Source organism: Brevibacterium sp. VCM10, assembly GCF_000583215.1.
Taxonomy (GTDB): domain Bacteria; phylum Actinomycetota; class Actinomycetes; order Actinomycetales; family Brevibacteriaceae; genus Brevibacterium; species Brevibacterium linens.
In genome coordinates, this window is the sequence record NZ_JAJB01000034.1 from 26874 (window position 1) to 44147 (window position 17274).

Genomic DNA, 17274 nt, shown 5'->3' on the forward strand with positions numbered 1-17274 from the left:
GAGTGTCATGGCAGTCTACTCAGCACCCGGTACCGACGGCGCGCTCGTCACGTTCAAGCCCCGTTATGAGAACTACATCGGAGGAGAGTGGGTGCCGCCGAAGGACGGCAACTACTTCGAGAACATCACTCCCGTCACCGGACAGGCATTCACCGAGATCCCCAGCTCCACCGCCGACGATGTCGAAACCGCACTCGACGCCGCATGGGCGGCGGCACCGGCCTGGGGCAAGACCTCCGTCGCCGAACGGTCGAACATCCTGCTGAAGATCGCCGACCGCATCGAATCCAACCTCGAGATGCTCGCCGTCGCCGAGACCTGGGACAACGGCAAGGGAATCCGCGAACCGCTGGCTGCGGACTTGCCGCTGGCCGTCGACCACTTCCGCTACTTCGCCTCGGCCATCCGGGCGCAGGAAGGCGGCATCTCCCAGATCGACGACGACACCGTCGCCTACCACTTCCACGAGCCCCTCGGCGTGGTCGGACAGATCATTCCTTGGAACTTCCCCCTGCTCATGGCCACCTGGAAGCTCGCTCCGGCGCTCGCCGCAGGCAACTGCGTGGTCCTCAAACCCGCCGAGCAGACCCCGGCGTCGATCCTCGTCCTCGCCGAACTCATCGGCGACCTGCTGCCTCCCGGCGTCCTCAACATCATCAACGGATTCGGCGTCGAAGCCGGCAAGCCGCTCGCGTCGAACAAACGCATCCGCAAGATCGCGTTCACCGGCGAGACGACGACCGGCCGCCTCATCATGCAGTACGCCTCGCAGAACATCATCCCGGTCACCCTGGAGCTCGGCGGAAAGTCACCGAACATCTTCTTCGACGACGTCATGGCCGCCGACGACAGCTACCGGGACAAAGCGCTTGAGGGCTTCGCGATGTTCGCTCTCAACCAGGGCGAGGTCTGCACCTGTCCGTCGCGTGCGCTCGTCCAGGAATCGATCTTCGACGACTTCGTCGCCGCCGGCGTCGAACGCGTCCGATCGATCAAACAGGGCAACCCGCTCGACACCGAGACCCAAGTCGGAGCGCAGGCCTCGAACGACCAGTTCGAGAAGATCATGTCCTACCTCAAGATCGGCAAGGACGAAGGCGCCGAGGCGCTCATCGGCGGCGACAAGGCCGAACTCGATGGCGACCTCGCCGGTGGCTTCTACATCCAGCCGACGATCTTCAAAGGCACGAACAAGATGCGCATCTTCCAGGAGGAGATCTTCGGACCCGTCGTGGCGCTGACCTCGTTCTCCGACTACGACGACGCCATCGGCATCGCCAACGACACCCTCTACGGCCTCGGCGCCGGAGTCTGGGCACGCACCGGCAACACCGCCTACCGCGCCGGTCGCGACATCCAGGCTGGCCGCGTCTGGGTGAACAACTATCACGCCTACCCGGCCCACGCCGCGTTCGGCGGATACAAGTCCTCGGGCATCGGACGCGAGAACCACAAGATGATGCTCGACCACTACCAGCAGACGAAGAACCTGCTGGTCAGCTACTCCGAAAATGCACAAGGATTCTTCTGATGAGTGATTTAGCCGAAACAGCAGCTCTCGAGTCGACACCGACGATCGAGGGCGAAGAGAAATCGCGAGTGGCGATGACTCAGGCCGCCATCGACCTGCTCGCCAGCCTCGTCGACAAACACGGACAGCTCATGTTCCACCAGTCCGGCGGCTGTTGTGACGGCTCGTCGCCCATGTGCTTCCCCGAAGGCGACTTCCTCACCTCGGAAGCCGATGTGCTGCTCGGACACTTCGAACTGCCCATCGACGACGCCGACAAAGCCGGACTGGACTTCTGGATGTCGACGGAGCAGTTCGAGTACTGGAAGCACACGCATCTGACGATCGATGTGGTGCCGGGCCGCGGCAGCGGCTTCAGCGTCGAATCACCGACGGGAAACCGCTTCATCATCCGCTCGACGCTCATGGACGTCGGCTGAAGTCTGCACCGTCCCACTGAAAAACGGGCTGAGTGTCGAGAAACGCGTGCGCACATGCGTTTTTCGACACTCAGCCCGTTTCTCGGCGAGGCCTACTTCAGCTGTTCCGGCTCGCCGAGGGAGAGCATCAGGCGGTTCGCCCAGTTGAAGAAGGCGGCACAGTTCAGGGCGTCGATGATGTCGCCGTCGTCCAGACCCGCCGCACGCAGCTGCTCGACGTGCCGGGCACCGAAAACCTGCGGGGTCAGCGTCAGCGCGACCGAGGCATCGACGACGGCGTCCCACACCTGATCGCCGAGGTGGCTCTTCGTGCCGATTTTTTCGTCGAGGAGGCGCTGCACGAGGTCCCGACGCCCGGATTCCTCGGTGGCCCGGTCGGAATGGATCGACGCGCAGAACAGGCATCCGTTGAGACGAGAGGCCGCGGTCGCGGCGAGTTCGCGTTCGGCCCGACCGAGACCATCGGTGGTGTTGAAGAAGATGTCGAAGTCGGTCAGAGTTCGTGCCTTGAGTGCGGCCGGATCCCTCGCAAGCAGCCGGAAGTAGGGGTTCTTCGCCCGTCCCGCCTCGATGAGCGAGTCACGCTGCGTCTCCGTGAGGTCCGCCTCGGCGACGGGAGCGATCCACGGCACCCAGCCGAGCCCACCCTGTTGGAACAGTTCGGGGCGCTTGAGGTTCGGGTACGTCTTCACCCGGTCCCCGACGGACTGCAGTGCCTCTTCGACTCTCGCCGAGGCGGGGCTGTCGTTCCCGTCAGGCGTCGACGGGGCTGCGTCGTCCGGGGACGGAACCGTGGACGCCGGCTCGGTGAGTGCGGCGAGTCCGGTGCTGATGCGGATCTGGAAGTTGAGGAACGAAACCAGCTGAGCCAGCGTAACGATGCCGTCCTCGTCCCATCCTGCTTCGAGCAGCAGCGCCAGGTGACCGGGACGGCTGTCGCGCGGATGGAGGACGAGAAGATGCGCGAATTCGAGCCCGGCCATCAGCTTCTCACCGAGATTCTTCGCCGTCGCCTGGGCGGCGGTGAACCACGGCCCGGGAACGTTCTCGCCCGCCAGCGCCTGGGACTCGAAGTCTCCGTACGGCCCACGCCGCACTGAATCCGCAGCGGTCGCCTCATCGAGGAGTTCGGCGACGGCCCAGGACACGGATTCGTCTTCGTCACGAAGCAGGTCACGGTAGAACTCCTCGGCACGGTCCGAACCGAGCAGGCCGGCGGTGAACGCGGCCACGGCATAACGCTCCCGGTAAGACACACCGCGCGGATCCTCGGGCTCGAGCAGAGCCTCGAAACTCAGCTGAGCGTTCTCCTTCGCCTGCGCCCGGTGATCACGCAGCTCATCGAGCGGATCATTCGCCGCGATTCCGGCGAGGAGGTTGATGATATCGGCCATCTCAGTGCACCCGCTCCTTCGTCACGGAGAACCCGAGGGCAGGGGCCACCTCGGTGGCGAGCAGTTCGATCGACTGCAGGGCGGTCTCGTTCGTCGCCGGCACCGAGTGCACCTGGAAGCTGACATCGGTGGCCCGATCGAGGACGCGGTCATGCTGCAGACGTTCGCTCACCTGCTCGGGCGTGCCGAGGTAGGTGTCGGTGGCGATGAGGAGCTCATCGAGGGTCAGCGACGACGTGTCATAGCCGACGAGGCGGTCGGCCTCGGCCCGCAGCGCCGGTTCGGTGATCTCACGCAGCCGGGGCAGGTCTTCGGCATCGGCGACCACGGCGGTACGGGAGGCGAGGATGCGCGGTTCGGCTCCGTCCGGCAGCTGGGAGAGATAGGTGTCGATGACCGGCAGCTGCACCTCGTCGAGGCGTGCCGACGGGTTGTCCTGGGGTCGTGGCTGAGTCCTGGAGAGCATGAGTCCGTCACCGGCGGCGCCTGCCGCACCGGCACCGCCGGCGGAGAACGTCGCCTGCCACAGGCGTCGTTCGAGACTCGGACGCTCCGCGTCGGGAACGGGATAGAGACTGTGGTCGGTGGGAAGCCGGTCGCCTGAGAACAGGGTGCGCAGTGTTGCGAGGTTGTCGGCGAAGACCTCGCGACGGTCATCGAAGCTCGTGCCGAAGGCTGGGAAGGACTTCGGATTCCCGCCGGAGCCCAGACCGATCTGGAGGCGACCGGCGGAGAGTTCGTCGAGGACGGCGGCGTCTTCGGCCACGCGCACGGCATTCTCCATCGGCAGGGTGATGATCGCGGTGCCCAAGTCGATTCGGGAGGTGCGGGCGGCGGCATGGGAGAGGAAGACGAGCGGGGACGGCAGCCCGCCCTCTGCCGCGGAGAAGTGGTGCTGGGCGACCCATGCCGAATGGAAGCCGAACTCCTCGGCCGTCTCGATCTGTTCGAGGGCGAAGCGGTAGCGCTGAGCTGCCGGGGCGTCCTCGAGCAGGCGAGTGAAGAATCCGAGCTTCGGTCCGGTGGCCTGAGGATCGGTGGGGTGAGGGGTCATGGTTCTCATCTTTCTGCTGCTGCGGTGAGCAGGGTCGGGGTCGCGGGTCGATAATTCGCAGGCGCTGCTGCGGCCGACAGCGTCGCGGGACGGGGGATCGCCTCGAGCAGGGTGCGGGTATAGGCAGACCGCGGGCGAGTGAAGATCTCTTCGGTCGCGCCATCGTCGACGAGGCGCCCATGCGACATCACGGACACCGTATCAGCGATTTGGCGGACGACGGCGAGATCATGGGTGATGAAGACATAGGTGAGACCGAGCTCCCGTTGCAGCTCATCGAGCAGTGTGAGGATCTGTGCCTGCACCGTCACATCGAGAGCCGAGACCGCCTCGTCGAAGACGACGAGTTCGGGTTCGACGATGAGAGCGCGGGCGATCGCCACTCGCTGCAGCTGCCCGCCGGAGAGTTCGGCGGGACGCCGATCGAGGAACTCATTCGGCAGCGCCACCCGATCCATGGCCTCGGCGACGAGTCGAGGGCGGGAGGTGCGGTCACCGAGGCGGAAGTTGCGCAGAGGCTCCGTCAGGGTCGACCGGATGGAATGTTTGGGATCGAGAGCGGAGAACGGGTTCTGATGCACGAGCTGCACGGTGCGCCGGAACTCCCGCAGCCGCTGCCGCGAGGGTCGACCGCGTCCGAACTCCGCGGCGTCGAAGTCGCCGATGCGCACATGCCCGGACTGCGGGGTGAGGAACCCGGTCAGCGCCTTGCCCGTGGTCGTCTTGCCCGAACCGGATTCGCCGACGAGTCCGTGCGTGGTCCCGCGCGCCACCGTGAAATCCACACCTTCGACGCCGGTGATCTGATCACCCGTGCGGTCGAAGACATGGGTCAGCGATTCGACGGAGACGAACGGGTCTGTGGACTCCCTGGTCGCCTCGGCGCGGGCAGATCTCGCCTTCGTCTGCAGTGCGGGAGCATCGGCGATGAGCCGGGAGGTGTAATCGGTGGCCGGATCGGAGAAGACCCGTCCGGCCGGCCCCGATTCGACGATGCGTCCGCCCTGCATGACCACGACCTCGTCGGCGCGTTCGCCGGCGACGGCGAGATCGTGGGTGATGAAGAGGATACCCATCCCGGTCTCGGCGCGCAGTTCATCGAGGAGGTCGAGGACCTGCTTCTGCACCGTCACGTCGAGGGCGGAGGTGGGTTCGTCGGCGATGAGCAGGCGCGGGCGCAGAGCGATGGCGGCGGCGATGAGCACCCGCTGCCGCATCCCACCCGAGAGCTCATGCGGGAACTGGTCGGCCCGTTTCTCCGGCTGGTCGATGCCGACCCGGCCCAGCAGCTCGATGACCTGGGCGCGAGCCTCGGCGCGGCCCGCGCGACGGTGGATGCGCAGCGCCTCGGCGACGGACCTGCCCACGGTCTGCAGCGGATTGAGCGAGGACCCCGGGTCCTGTGGGACATAGCCGATCTGGGAACCGCGCACACCGCGCCACCCGGAGGTGCCCAGGCTGAGCAGATCGAGATCGCCGAGGCGGATCCGCCCGGCCGCGACCCTGGCTGAGGCGGGGAGGAGGCCGATGACGGCGTTGGCCGTCGTCGATTTCCCCGAACCTGACTCGCCGACCACGGCGGTCATCGAACCGGGACGGACCACGAGATCGAGGTCGCTCACGGCCGGGGCCGCGGAGCCGCCTCGGTGGGAGTAGTCGACGGACAGGCCGTCGATGCGCAGCAGTGAGGAGTCGGTCATGATGTCACCTTTCGCAGGGTGTTGCCGATCTGGTGGGTGGCGAGCACGATGGCCATGACGACGAAGCCGGGCAGCACGGTCAGCCACCATGCGGTGGCGACGAAGTTGCGGCCCTCGGCGATGATGAGGCCCCATTCGGGGGTGGGCGGCGGAGTGCCGTATCCGAGGAATCCGAGAGTGGAGATCTGGAGGATCGCCGAACCGACCTGGAGCACCGCCAGTGAGAGCACGGGAGAGATCGAATTCGGCAGGATATGGCGGACCAGGACGGAGAAGAAGGTGCCGCCGGATCCGTAGGCCGCGGCCACGTAGTCGCTCGTGTTGATCTGCACCGCCTGGGACCTGGCCAGTCGTGCGAACTGGGCGATGGCGGTGACTCCGACGGCGATGGCCGCGTTGATCGTTCCGAAACCGAGGACGACGACGATCGAGAGGCTGAGCAGGATCGCGGGGATGGACAGCAGTACGTCGATCAGGCGCATGAGCACATCGTCGACGAACCCGCGCCGGGTGCCGGCGATGAGCCCGATCGTGGTGCCGACGATCAGCCCGACCCCGACGGCCACGAGCGCGGCCAGCAGGGACTGGGAGGCGCCGTAGACGACGCGGGTGAAGGCATCGCGGCCGGTCTGGTCGGTGCCGAACCAATGCTCGAGGCTCGGGGCCAGAAGGGCAGGGGTGTCTCCGCCGTCGTTGGGATCGAAGTGGGTGAAGAGACCGGGGAACAGCGCCCAGGCGATGGCGATGAGCAGCACCAGCCCGGAGGCGATGGTGGCCGGGGTGATCGCGGCGCGTGCCCGGCCGCCGCGTGCGCGTCGGGCCTCGGTGCTCTGGTCGCGGGTGACGACGATGCTCATGAGTTCTTCTCCTTCGTCTCGTCGTTCCAGTCGAGGTCGACGCCGACGCTGGCCGCGGTCGCCGTCATGGCGCGACGGGTGGGTTCGTCGTGGCTGCGCAGGGCTGTGCCCGCCGAGGCGGCGCTGCGTTTCGTGCGCAGCCGGACGTCGATGACGGGGTAGAGGAGGTCGACTGCGAGGTTGATGATGACGTAGCCGAAGGTGGCGATGACCACGACGGCCAGCAGGATCGGATTGTCCCGGTGGGTGACCGCTTGGGCGGTGATGAGTCCGATGCCGTTCCGGCCGAATACGGTCTCGGTGACCACGGCGCCGGCGACGAGTTCGCCGAAGACGAGGCCGATGATCGTCAGCCCCGGCAGCACCGCATTGCGGGCGACGGTGTGGACGAGGATCCACAGTTCGGAGGCGCCCTTGGCCGTGGTGACCTTGACGAATCCGGAAGCCTGCACCTCGGTGATGGAGCGGATGAGCACCTGGGCGATCGGGGCCGACAGCGGAACCGCCACGGTCAGGGTCGGCAGCACGAGCGCCTCGGCAGGGCCGGGGTCGACGACGGAGACGAGACCGAGCTGGAAGGAGAAGACCTGGATGAGCAGGATTCCGAGCCAGAACACCGGGATGGAGATGAAGAGACTGGGCACCGAGTCGAGGACTCGCCGCACCTTGGCCGTCGGCCCGGTGGACGGACCGAAGGTCGCGAAGACGGCGATGATCACGGCGAGGACGAGGGCGGTGACGAAACCGGAGGCCGCGAGCACCGCGGTCGACGGCAGCGCCGCCGCGATGATCGTCGACACGGCCGCACCGGTCTGGACCGAGTAGCCGAAGTCGCCCGTGAGGAACCCGGTGAGGCTGAGGACGTAACGTGACCACCAGGAGTCGTCGGCACCGGTGGCCTCACGGATCTCGGCGATCTGGTCATTGGACAGACCCAGGGCGGGATCGGCGAAGCGGGCAGTGACGCCGTCTCCGGGGATGAGGCTGAGCAGGATGAAAGCCGCGGTGAACGCGAGCAGCAGCACGAGGACCGCTTGGCCCAGGCGCAGGAGGAGGTAGCGGGTGTCGAGGATCATTTCTCTCCTGCCAGCCAGGTGCTGTAGAAGTCGGGGCGGCCCACGGGTTCGGTGGTGAAGCCGTGGACGCGGCGGCGGAATGCGAAGACCTGTGGTTCTTCGAAGAACGGCAGCACATAGGCCTGGTCGACGAGGTAGTTCTGGACCGCCTCGGCGGCCTCCTGCCGTTTCTCATGGTTCGGTTCGGACGCCAGCGTTTCGAGGAGTTCGTCGATCTTCGGGTCGACCGAATCGTCGTCGGCGTCCGCGCGGTCGACTCCGTTGAGGAAGACGTCGCGATTGACCGAGGAGTAGTTCGAGCGCAGATTGTCGAAGTCGGCGCGGGCGACCATCGAGTGGTAGATCTGCACGGTGTCGAGTTCGAGGGCGTCGAGAGTCTGCTTCGATTGGTCACCGGGATTGATCGACAGGCGCACGCCCACGCGGCGCAGATGCTGTTGGATGAGGGTCTGGACCTCGTTCGACCGGGGCTGCGGCAGCGCGATATTCACCGTCAGCGCCAGCGGTTGACCATCCTTGACGCGATAGCCCTGCCCGTTGCGCTCGCTCCACCCGGCCTGGTCGAGGAGGCGGTTCGCCTTCTCCGGGTCGAAGTCCCAGGATCCCGACTGGTCGACATATCCCATGGCTCCCTTGGCCAGCAGGCCGGTGGCCAAGGGGTAGTTCGGGGTGAAGAGCTTGTCGACGATCTCCTGGCGATCGATGGCGGCGATGAGCGCTCGCCGAACGTCGATATCGGACAGCAGGTCGTGGCGGAACCGGAAATTGATGCTGTTGTTGATGCCGTTCGTCGCCTTCGCATAGAGGCGCAGACCCTGCTCGGTGACACGGGACTCATCCGGGGCCTGGACGTCGCGGACGCCGTCGGCCTGTCCGGAGAGCACGGCCCCGATGCGCACGGAGTATTCGTTGTTCGTCAGATAGTCAATGCCGTCGAGGTGGGCCCGGCCCTGATGCTTCAGATGCGGGGGCGCCCAGTCGTAGTCCTCGCGGGCACGGACGGAGAGCTTCGTGCCGATCGTCTCGGCAGTGATGTGGAAAGGGCCGCAGGTGTGGATCTGCGTGGCTCCGCCCGGGCCGAAGCCCTCGGCATCGAGGTCGAGGGTCGAATCGGCGAGCAGTCCCGCGTTCATCGTCGACGTCGCCTGTGCGAAACCGGGGGAGGGGGCCGAGAAGTGGAACCGCACCCGATTCTCGTCGAGGACTTCGCTGCGCTCGTAGTTCGAGATCTGCTCGGACACCGGCAGCGTGCGGGATTCGTCGCCGCGACCGAAGAGATCGAAGTTCTTCGCCACATTCTCCGGTGTCAGCGGCGAACCGTCCGAATAGGTCACACCCTCACGGATGGTGAACGTGTAGGTCGTGGCATCGGCGTTCGTCTCCGGCAGTTCGGTGGCCAGCCACGGGTGGAGTTCGAGAGTCTTCGGATCCTGCCACAGCAGACGGGCGGAGATGTTGTTCATGATCCCGCCGTTGGGGTAGAAGCCGACCGACGGCGGGTAGAGCAGAGTCCAGGTCTGGGGTTCGAAGTAGGTGAGCACCCCGCCGCGGACGGGTTCGCCCTCGGCCAAGGAACCGGAGTCGTGGGGAGTGCAGGCGCTGAGGGTGAGCAGAGTGCCGAAACCGAGACCGAGGCTCAGTACCGAGCGGCGGTCGAGGCGTCGCTGAGTCAGACGCGCTGAGGTGGAGAGACGGTGGTCCGTCATGGCAGAGGTCCTTCGGGTCAAAGGGGTGGAACAGAGGGAATTGAGTCGGATAGTTCAACAATATACGGACATTGCGATTGCCATTGACGGCAGGTAGCGGCAGTGTCCGGCGCGGGGCCCGAAGTGGATGTGCATGCCTTGAGTTAAGCGCATCCGCGCAATCCGCGTCAATCCGGGGCTTAATATTGAGACATGTTGAACACATCGAGTTTCGATCATCTGGTGATCGCCGTTCCCGACCTTGAGGAATATGTTGAGCAATCAGCGGATCTTCTGGGGGTGAAAGCGATCGACGGTGGGGCCCATCCGGGGTTGGGGACAGCCAATGTGCTGCTCGGGCTCGAGCTCGGCGATGACCTCACCGAGTCCCTCGGACTCGCGCGTCCACGTGGTGCGAACCCGCTCACATACCTCGAGATCCTCGGCCCCGACCCCGAGCAGGACCCAGCATCGGCAGCCACTCGGCTGGCCGGGATCACCTCACCGACGGTGCAGAGGTGGGCGATCCGACCAGATGATTTCGACGGACTCGTCACGGCTGCTGCGCGGTCACGGGAACCGCGCGTCCACCTCGGCGAGGTTCATGACATGACCCGACGCAAGCCGGACGGCACCGTCCTCGATTGGCGGCTGACCAGGCACACTCCGCTGCCGTGGTCGGGGATCCAGCCGTTCCTCATCGATTGGAAGGACTCCGAGCATCCGGCGAGCCAGGAGATACCCTCGGTCCGGCTTGAGCGGCTCTGGGCTTCGAGTGGGGAACCGGATGCGGTCGGCGAGGTCCTCGGCTTCTTCGGCATCGGACTCGACATCATTGCCCCGGGCGACGAAGCGGGGGAGACTGAGGGCCTACACGCTCATCTGAAAGGTCCGGGTGGATCATGGACACTCTGAACACCATCCCCGCGCAGCTCGACCACCTCATCATCACGGTGCCCGACCTCGAGGCCGGGGTCGCCGCCGTCGAAGAGGCCACCGGTCTGCGCGCGGTCCCCGGCGGTTCGCACCCGGGACGGGGGACCGCGAATCATCTCCTCGGGCTCGCCCCGGCGGGCTGGCCGGAGGCGGCGCGCACCTACCTCGAAATCCTCGGCCCCGACCCGCAGCAGGAACCGCCCGCTGACGGCACCCTTCCGCTCGACGCACATCTGGCCACCGAGCCGACCCTGCAGACCTGGGCCATCCACCCGCCGGCGTTCCTCGCGAAGGTCGCGGCCGCGAACACCGCGGGCATCGACTTCGGCGAGGTCCAGGACATGGCCCGCGATACTGCCGAAGGCGACCGTCTCGAGTGGCGGCTGACCACGCGTTCTCCGCTGCCGCGCGAGGGTGCGCAGCCGTTCCTCATCGACTGGGGCGAATCCGTCCACCCCGCCGAGGCGGCCCTGCCCACCCTCGAGCTGCTCGATTTCCGTGTGGACAGTCCAGAACCTGAGGCTGCACGGGAGGTGCTCGACGTGCTCGGGGCCGGGGACACCACTGTGGTCGAGGGGTCGGGTTGTCGCCTGCATGCGAGGCTGCGCGGGCCCGGCGGCATCTTCGAGTTCTGATCACTCGCCGAGAAACGGGCTGCGTGTCGAGAAACGGGCGCGCACACCCGTTTCTCGACACGCAGCCCGTTTCTCGATGAATCGGCACCGGATAGACTCACAGGCGTGCTCAGTCGAACCCGCCCCGTCTCCCGCCCACGCCTCCGCACCCTGACCTCCCTTGCCGCGGTCTCGCTGCTCATCGGACTGAGTGCCTGCGCGCCCGCCGCCGACGACGAGACCCGACCGACTCCGAAGGCCGCCGAGACTCCTGCCGCCTCCGCCGACCCGACGGGGGAGACCACGCAGTCGGGTGAGCCGACGGCATCCCCTTCGCCTTCCGAGACCGCGAGCCTTGACGATGCGGGAGCCGCCGGGGTGAGCGAAGACGATATCGACACCCACGGCAGCGGCCGATGGGACCGGCCGAAAGACGAGACCGGACCCAATCGTGACAAGGGAAGGACCTTCAAGGTCGCTCTGCGCGTCGAGGACAATCTGCCCATCGACGTCGACGGGGCCGGTGACTTCATCATCAGGACGTTGCAGGACGAACGCGGCTGGCAGGGCATCGACGACGTCTCCATCGAACTCGTTGATGACGGTCAGGACGTCATGATCTCCATCGCCAGCCCCGACACCGTCGACGAGATGTGTCTGCCGCTGCGGACCTTGGGCAAACTCTCGTGCCGCAACGGGCCCAACGTCATCCTCAACGCCAAGCGCTGGGTCTCTGCCACGGACGAGTTCGACGACATCGTCCAGTACCGGCAGTACCTCGTCAATCACGAGGTCGGTCACGCCCTCGGCCACGGCCACGAGTCCTGCCCCGGGCCGGGCAGGACGGCACCGCTCATGCAGCAGCAGACGAAGGGTCTGCAGGGCTGCGAGCCCAACGGTTGGCCCTCGAAGGGCTGACCGCACGTCCGCCCGTCACCGCATGTGACACCGACCTCAGCCGACTCGGGAATAACCGCGCGCCCGCCTCTGTTGATTGAGTCGTATACGCTCAACTTTGAAAGAGGAGGTCAGCTTTGGCCACATTCTTCGGACCCGCAGGCTCGGGCGGAGACTCGTTCGACGAGTTCCTCGCTCGTTTCCTCCAGGGACAGACCGGAGCCCGCCGAGGACGTTCCGTCGACATCAACCGACTGCTGAGCAAGCGCAGCCATGAGGTCATCGAGGCGGCCGCGGAGTTTGCAGGACGACACGGCCAGTCCGAGGTCGACGCACTCCACATTCTGCGCACCATGGTCGACTCCGAACCCGGAATCTCCGCCGTGCGCCAGGCAGGCGCCGACCCCGAGGCCATCGCCCATGCGATCGAAGAGCGGCTTCCGGCTGCAACCGACACCGAGGCGGATTCCACTCCCACACTGACCGGCTCCGCCCAGCGTGCCCTGCTCGATGCCTACCAGGTAGCGCGAGCCTTCGGATCGACCTACATCGATCCGGAGCACATGTTCTTCGCCTTCGTGCTCAATCAGGAGATGCCCGCCGGCCGGATCCTCGCCCAGGCGGGAGTCACCCAGGCCGCACTGCAGGCCGGCGCCGAGGCGGCCGAAGCCGCAGGCATGCACCCGGGCCAGGAGGCCGAGGGTGAGGACGGTCAGGAGTCCGTGCTGGAGAAGTTCGGCACCGACCTCACCGAACTCGCCTCCGAGGGCAGGCTCGATCCCGTCATCGGCCGAGCAGAGGAGATCGAACAGACGATCGAGATCCTCGCCCGCCGGACGAAGAACAACCCGGTCCTCCTCGGCGAGGCAGGCGTCGGAAAGACCGCGGTCGCCGAAGGCCTCGCCCAGGCCATCCATTCGGGCGAAGTTCCCAAGCAGCTGCAGGGCAAGCGCATCATCGCTCTCGACATGCCCGGAATGCTCGCCGGCACCCGCTACCGCGGTGACTTCGAGGAGCGCCTGACCGGAGCGCTGAACGAGATCGCCGATGACGGAGACATGATCGTCTTCGTCGACGAACTCCACACCCTCGTCGGTGCCGGAGGCAACGGCGAGGCGAACTCGATGGACGCCGGCAACATCCTCAAACCGCGCCTGGCCCGCGGCGACCTGCACATGATCGGCGCAACCACGCTCAAGGAATACCGCACCATCGAGAAGGACTCCGCCCTGGAGCGCCGCTTCCAGCCGGTGACCGTGGGCGAGCCGAGTGTCGAGGACGCGGTGACGATCATCGACGGACTCAAAGACCGCTACGCGGAGTTCCACGAGGTCACCTACACCGCCGAGGCGGTCCGCGCAGCCGTGGAGCTGTCGAACCGCTACATCACCGACCGGTTCCTGCCGGACAAGGCCATCGACCTCATCGACCAGGCCGGCGCCCGGATGTCGCTGGGGCGCGGACCCGCGGTCGATATCGACGCGCTCAAGCTCAAGCTCTCCGAGCTCGAAGCGGAGAAGAAGTCCGCCATCGAGGTCGAGGACTACGAGCGCGCAGGCCGTGTTCGCGATGAGATCAACGAGGTGGCCGCCCGGATCGAATCAGCCGAGAACCCGGACGCGGAGGCCGTGAAGACCGCTGCCGCAGAGGCGATCATCGGCGAGCAGGAGATCGCGCATGTGGTCTCCCGCGCCACCGGAATCCCGGCGGAGCGGATGACGCAGACTCAGAAGGCGCGTCTGGCGAACATGGAAGAGGTTCTCCACGACCGGGTGGTCGGACAGGACGAAGCCGTGACCGCAGTGTCGCGCGCCATCCGCCGCAGCCAGACCGGTATGGCCGATCCCAACCGACCCATCGGCAGCTTCCTCTTCCTCGGCCCCACCGGCGTCGGAAAGACGGAGCTGGCGAAGGCTCTGGCGCAGACCCTGTTCGACGATGAGTCGGCCATGATCCGCTTCGACATGAGCGAGTTCGGCGAACGCCACACTGTGTCCCGGCTCGTCGGTGCCCCTCCCGGCTACGTCGGCTACGACGAAGCCGGTCAGCTGACGGAGAAGGTCCGCCGTCGCCCGTATTCGGTCATCCTCCTCGACGAGGTCGAGAAGGCCCACCCGGATGCGTTCAACCTGCTGCTGCAGGTCCTCGACGACGGACGTCTCACCGACGGTCAGGGCCGCACGGTCGACTTCCGCAACACCGTGATCATCATGACCTCGAACCTCGGTTCCGAGTTCATGTCCGGCACTCCGCTGGGCTTCGCCTCCGGTGCTGCGCAGGACGCAGAGAGAGACCTCAAGGCCAAGGTCATGGGCCGGCTCAAGGAATTCATGCGGCCGGAGTTCATCAACCGCATCGACGACACCGTGATGTTCGCCCGCCTCGACCGCGAGCAGCTGCGCTCCATCGTCGATCAGCAGCTGGCCGCGTCGAAGCAGCGTCTCGAGGCCCAGGGCATCGCCCTCGACGTCTCGGCAGAGGCTCTCGACTGGCTGGCCGATGAAGGATACGAACCCGAGTTCGGTGCCCGTCCGCTGCGTCGCGTGATCCAGCGCGAACTCGACGACCGCATCGCCGATCTCCTCGTCACCGAGGCGGTCGACGAGGGCGGCACCGTGCGTGCCACGGTCGTTGGCGGCGACCTCAGGGTCGTGGCCGGTGCTCGCCCGGAGCCGATCATGGCCTGATCCCTCGATCGCCGAGGCGGTCCCCGCATGAGCCCGGGACGAAGGATTCCGTTCTTTCGTCCCGGGCTCTGTCGTTGCTGCGGGCAGCGTCGCGTCCCGGTTCAGCCGCGGGTGGCAGAGGACTGTTCGGGCTGCGGGTCGTTCGCTCCGAGGAGCTTGTTGAGGACGAGCCGTTCGCCGAGCGTCCACGTGGTCGTCGTCGCCAGGTAGAGTGCGGCGGCCAAGGGGACGAAGAGCGCGAAGATCGCGGTGAGGAAGGGCATGAAGCTCAGGGTCTTCATCACCCCGGACAGATCCGGCATCGCCGGAGCATCCGCGCCGTTCTTCCCTGGATTCCCCGCGGGAACGGCCGGGGTCTCGGGCGCAGCCGGAGTGAGCAGATGGCGGGAGAAGCCGGCGACGACGGTGATGAGCACGACGAGGATGAGGTAGACCGTGATGGCCGTGCCGGTGAGATCCCCGGCGCCGAGCAGTCTGACGAAGCTCGTGTTCAGGGGCAGACCGAAGAGCGTGTGACCGAGCAGCTCATTGGCGTGCCCGCCGATCGTCGCATTGATGAAGAGGCCATAGACGGCCATGAGCACTGGGGTCTGTGCCAGCACCGGCAGGCATCCGGCGAAGGGGGAGGCATTCTCCTCTTTGTACAGTTCCATGAGCTTCTGCTGCATGAGTTCGGGCTGCTTCTTGTACTTCGTCTGCAGCTCTTTGATCTTCGGGGCCAGCCGTTTTCGAGTGATGCCGGCCCTGACCTGGGACACCCCGACGGGAATGAGCACGGCGCGGACCAGCACGGTGAGTACGATGACGGCCAGGGCGGCGCTGAAGCCGCCAGCGAGCGGTTCGAGAATGTCGCTGATCCCCGTGACCACTGTGTAGGCGGCCTCGACGAGCAGGCGGATGGGCAGGAATTCGTAGATGTTCACAGGTGATCGTCCTTCGGACATAGGCGCACTGAGGCGCGGTTGAATGGGCCGTTGAAGGCCATCACCGTGACGATTGATGACAATTGCCCGCGCCGAGGCGGGGAGACATTCCGTACGGAACGGGTCGTTCAGGCGATGGCGTGAACGACGGTAGAGGGAGCTCTGGGCAGAGCCGTACCCGGAGTGCCGGGTTCCTCCGGCATGCGGAATTCGCGGATGCTTCGGCGCGTGCCCGGCAGAGACGGCGGGCGTGCCGACAGCGAGAGCACACGCAGCAGGGCCATGCTCGCCCATGCGGCGATCGGCGTCAGCAGGGCTGCACCGAGGAGGGCGAGGACGATGAGATGAGTGGGGGACTGGGGCACGACCGAGTCGAGGTCGGAAGAGAGCACGACGACGAGCAGCTGCAGCGTCAGCCACATATTCGCCATCATCTCGTCCCCTTTCAGACGCCACGATGCTAGCACGCGGGCCTGGGCGGAGGTCTCAGTCCTCTGCGTCGGCGGAGAGGTCCGGGTCTCGGGCGAGACGCACGAGCGCGGCCGCGAGTCCTGCGAGGTCGTCGTCATCGACCAATGCGGCCAGCTTCTCGTCCTGCTCCGGCAGCCCGGCCGTCCTCGCGCCCTTGCGAACGAGAGTGTCGAATGCAGGCCTCACCGAGGGCCAGACCTGCTGGGCCTCTCGGAGGAAGATGGATGCCCCGGTCGGACCGATCCCGGTGAATTCCTGCAGGAGCCCCGAAATCCGACGAGGCTGCCCCTCGGCCTCATCGCGCAGCTTCCGCAGGTCCCCGTCCCATCGGTCGATGAGCAGATCGGCGGCCTCGGCCAGACGGGTGGCGGTGCTCTCGTCGTAGCGGCGATACCCGCCGCGTCCGAGCGCATCGACGCGCTGCTGCCACGAGCTCGCGCGCAGACGCCGCGGCGTTCTCCACTTCGCCGAGAACAGCTCGCGCGCGCTCGCGAGGGCGATGTCAGAGCTGATGCGCGTGGACAGGAGCAGGCTGAGGACGAGCAGCTGCCACAGCGGGGCCGGCTTGTCCCGGAGTGTGATCCCGGCCTCCGCGGCGAATGTGCGACCGTGCACATCGATGAGGCGACCGGCCCGATCTCGCTGTGTGCTCATGCGGCCGATCCTATGTCCGGGCCCGGTCGAAGAGTCAAGGGCCACCGGAGCCTCAGCCGCCGGTGCCCGTCCGCTCACAGCGGCACGGTCGAGCGGGATCGGCGGAGCCGCCGACATCGAACTCCAGGGCGACGACCTCCGATCGGTCAGAGACACCGTCCTGCATCGGATCGCCGAGGCGGCCGGAAAGACCTACGACCGCATCTTCGACGACTCCCTGCGTGACCGGTGGTTCACCGCCGAGGAGGCGATCGAGTACGGACTCATCGATCGCGTCATCGACTCCCAGTCCGACCTGCGAGCTCGGATCAGAATGAGGATGACTGAAGTGAAGTGGCTCACAGGTGTTGCGGAAACGTCGGTAGGTTAAGTTAGG

At 66.3% G+C, this 17274-nt stretch carries 16 protein-coding genes; 7 read left to right on the top strand and 9 right to left on the bottom strand.

Translation table 11 applies throughout. The annotated features are described in order from the left end of the window. Nucleotides 1-7: 7 nt before the first annotated feature. Both exaC and AD89_RS0110950 read left to right on the top strand, forming a co-directional pair. Complete coding sequence (gene exaC, locus AD89_RS0110945; protein ID WP_025778801.1) at nt 8-1531, top strand: acetaldehyde dehydrogenase ExaC; 1524 nt, start codon at nt 8-10, stop codon at nt 1529-1531. Continuing rightward, entirely contained in the window at nt 1531-1950 is a 420-nt protein-coding gene (locus AD89_RS0110950; protein ID WP_025778802.1) for a DUF779 domain-containing protein, read from the top strand. The genes exaC and AD89_RS0110950 overlap by 1 nt, the downstream gene beginning before the upstream one ends. A gap of 92 nt (nt 1951-2042) precedes the next feature. Here AD89_RS0110950 and AD89_RS0110955 read toward each other — a convergent pair whose 3' ends face one another. Genes AD89_RS0110955 through AD89_RS0110980 form a run of 6 tightly spaced genes read right to left on the bottom strand, consistent with a single transcriptional unit; the run spans nt 2043 to nt 9737 of the window. Then, the gene (locus AD89_RS0110955) at nt 2043-3344 is read right to left on the bottom strand and encodes an alkylhydroperoxidase domain protein (RefSeq protein ID WP_025778804.1); all 1302 of its coding nucleotides are present in this window, start codon (nt 3342-3344) and stop codon (nt 2043-2045) included. Nucleotide 3345: 1 nt separating this feature from the next. Next, a complete protein-coding gene (locus AD89_RS0110960; RefSeq protein ID WP_025778806.1) occupies nt 3346-4398 on the bottom strand; it encodes a putative FMN-dependent luciferase-like monooxygenase in 1053 nt (350 codons plus the stop codon). 5 nt (nt 4399-4403) lie between these two features. Then, nucleotides 4404-6098 (bottom strand): dipeptide ABC transporter ATP-binding protein, encoded by a 1695-nt coding sequence (locus AD89_RS0110965; protein ID WP_025778808.1) that lies wholly within the window; start codon nt 6096-6098, stop codon nt 4404-4406. Next, on the bottom strand, nt 6095-6955 hold the full coding sequence (locus tag AD89_RS0110970) for an ABC transporter permease (RefSeq protein ID WP_025778810.1): 861 nt from the start codon (nt 6953-6955) through the stop codon (nt 6095-6097). Before AD89_RS0110970 ends, AD89_RS0110965 begins: the two co-directional genes overlap by 4 nt. Next, entirely contained in the window at nt 6952-8031 is a 1080-nt protein-coding gene (locus AD89_RS0110975) for an ABC transporter permease (protein ID WP_025778811.1), read from the bottom strand. Before AD89_RS0110975 ends, AD89_RS0110970 begins: the two co-directional genes overlap by 4 nt. Next, nucleotides 8028-9737 carry a TIGR04028 family ABC transporter substrate-binding protein gene (locus AD89_RS0110980; protein WP_025778813.1) on the bottom strand — a complete coding sequence of 570 codons (1710 nt, stop codon included), beginning with the start codon at nt 9735-9737 and terminating at the stop codon, nt 8028-8030. The genes AD89_RS0110975 and AD89_RS0110980 overlap by 4 nt, the downstream gene beginning before the upstream one ends. Nucleotides 9738-9929: 192 nt before the next feature. On the opposite strand from AD89_RS0110980, the gene AD89_RS0110990 reads away from it, so the two are divergent. The 4 genes from AD89_RS0110990 to AD89_RS0111005 all read left to right on the top strand — a co-directional run bounded on the left by AD89_RS0110990 (nt 9930) and on the right by AD89_RS0111005 (nt 14850). Then, on the top strand, nt 9930-10631 hold the full coding sequence (locus tag AD89_RS0110990) for a VOC family protein (protein WP_025778815.1): 702 nt from the start codon (nt 9930-9932) through the stop codon (nt 10629-10631). Continuing rightward, entirely contained in the window at nt 10619-11287 is a 669-nt protein-coding gene (locus AD89_RS0110995; protein ID WP_051505217.1) for a VOC family protein, read from the top strand. Before AD89_RS0110990 ends, AD89_RS0110995 begins: the two co-directional genes overlap by 13 nt. A 105-nt stretch (nt 11288-11392) precedes the next feature. After that, a complete protein-coding gene (locus AD89_RS0111000) occupies nt 11393-12184 on the top strand; it encodes a DUF3152 domain-containing protein (RefSeq protein WP_025778818.1) in 792 nt (263 codons plus the stop codon). Between the two features lie 116 nt (nt 12185-12300). Further along, nucleotides 12301-14850 (top strand): ATP-dependent Clp protease ATP-binding subunit, encoded by a 2550-nt coding sequence (locus AD89_RS0111005; protein WP_025778820.1) that lies wholly within the window; start codon nt 12301-12303, stop codon nt 14848-14850. Nucleotides 14851-14951: 101 nt separating this feature from the next. Here AD89_RS0111005 and AD89_RS0111010 read toward each other — a convergent pair whose 3' ends face one another. From AD89_RS0111010 to AD89_RS0111020, 3 genes are all read right to left on the bottom strand, one after another. Next, nucleotides 14952-15773, bottom strand: a complete 822-nt coding sequence (locus AD89_RS0111010; RefSeq protein ID WP_025778822.1) for a YidC/Oxa1 family membrane protein insertase — start codon at nt 15771-15773, stop codon at nt 14952-14954. A 128-nt stretch (nt 15774-15901) separates the two neighbouring features. Next, nucleotides 15902-16207 carry a hypothetical protein gene (locus AD89_RS0111015; protein ID WP_035320514.1) on the bottom strand — a complete coding sequence of 102 codons (306 nt, stop codon included), beginning with the start codon at nt 16205-16207 and terminating at the stop codon, nt 15902-15904. Between the two features lie 52 nt (nt 16208-16259). After that, a complete protein-coding gene (locus AD89_RS0111020) occupies nt 16260-16898 on the bottom strand; it encodes an endonuclease (protein ID WP_025778826.1) in 639 nt (212 codons plus the stop codon). On the opposite strand from AD89_RS0111020, the gene AD89_RS19320 reads away from it, so the two are divergent. Further along, nucleotides 16897-17268: a ClpP family protease gene (locus AD89_RS19320; RefSeq protein ID WP_231488594.1), complete on the top strand. Its 372-nt coding sequence runs from the start codon at nt 16897-16899 to the stop codon at nt 17266-17268. The genes AD89_RS0111020 and AD89_RS19320 overlap by 2 nt on opposite strands. Nucleotides 17269-17274: the final 6 nt, after the last annotated feature.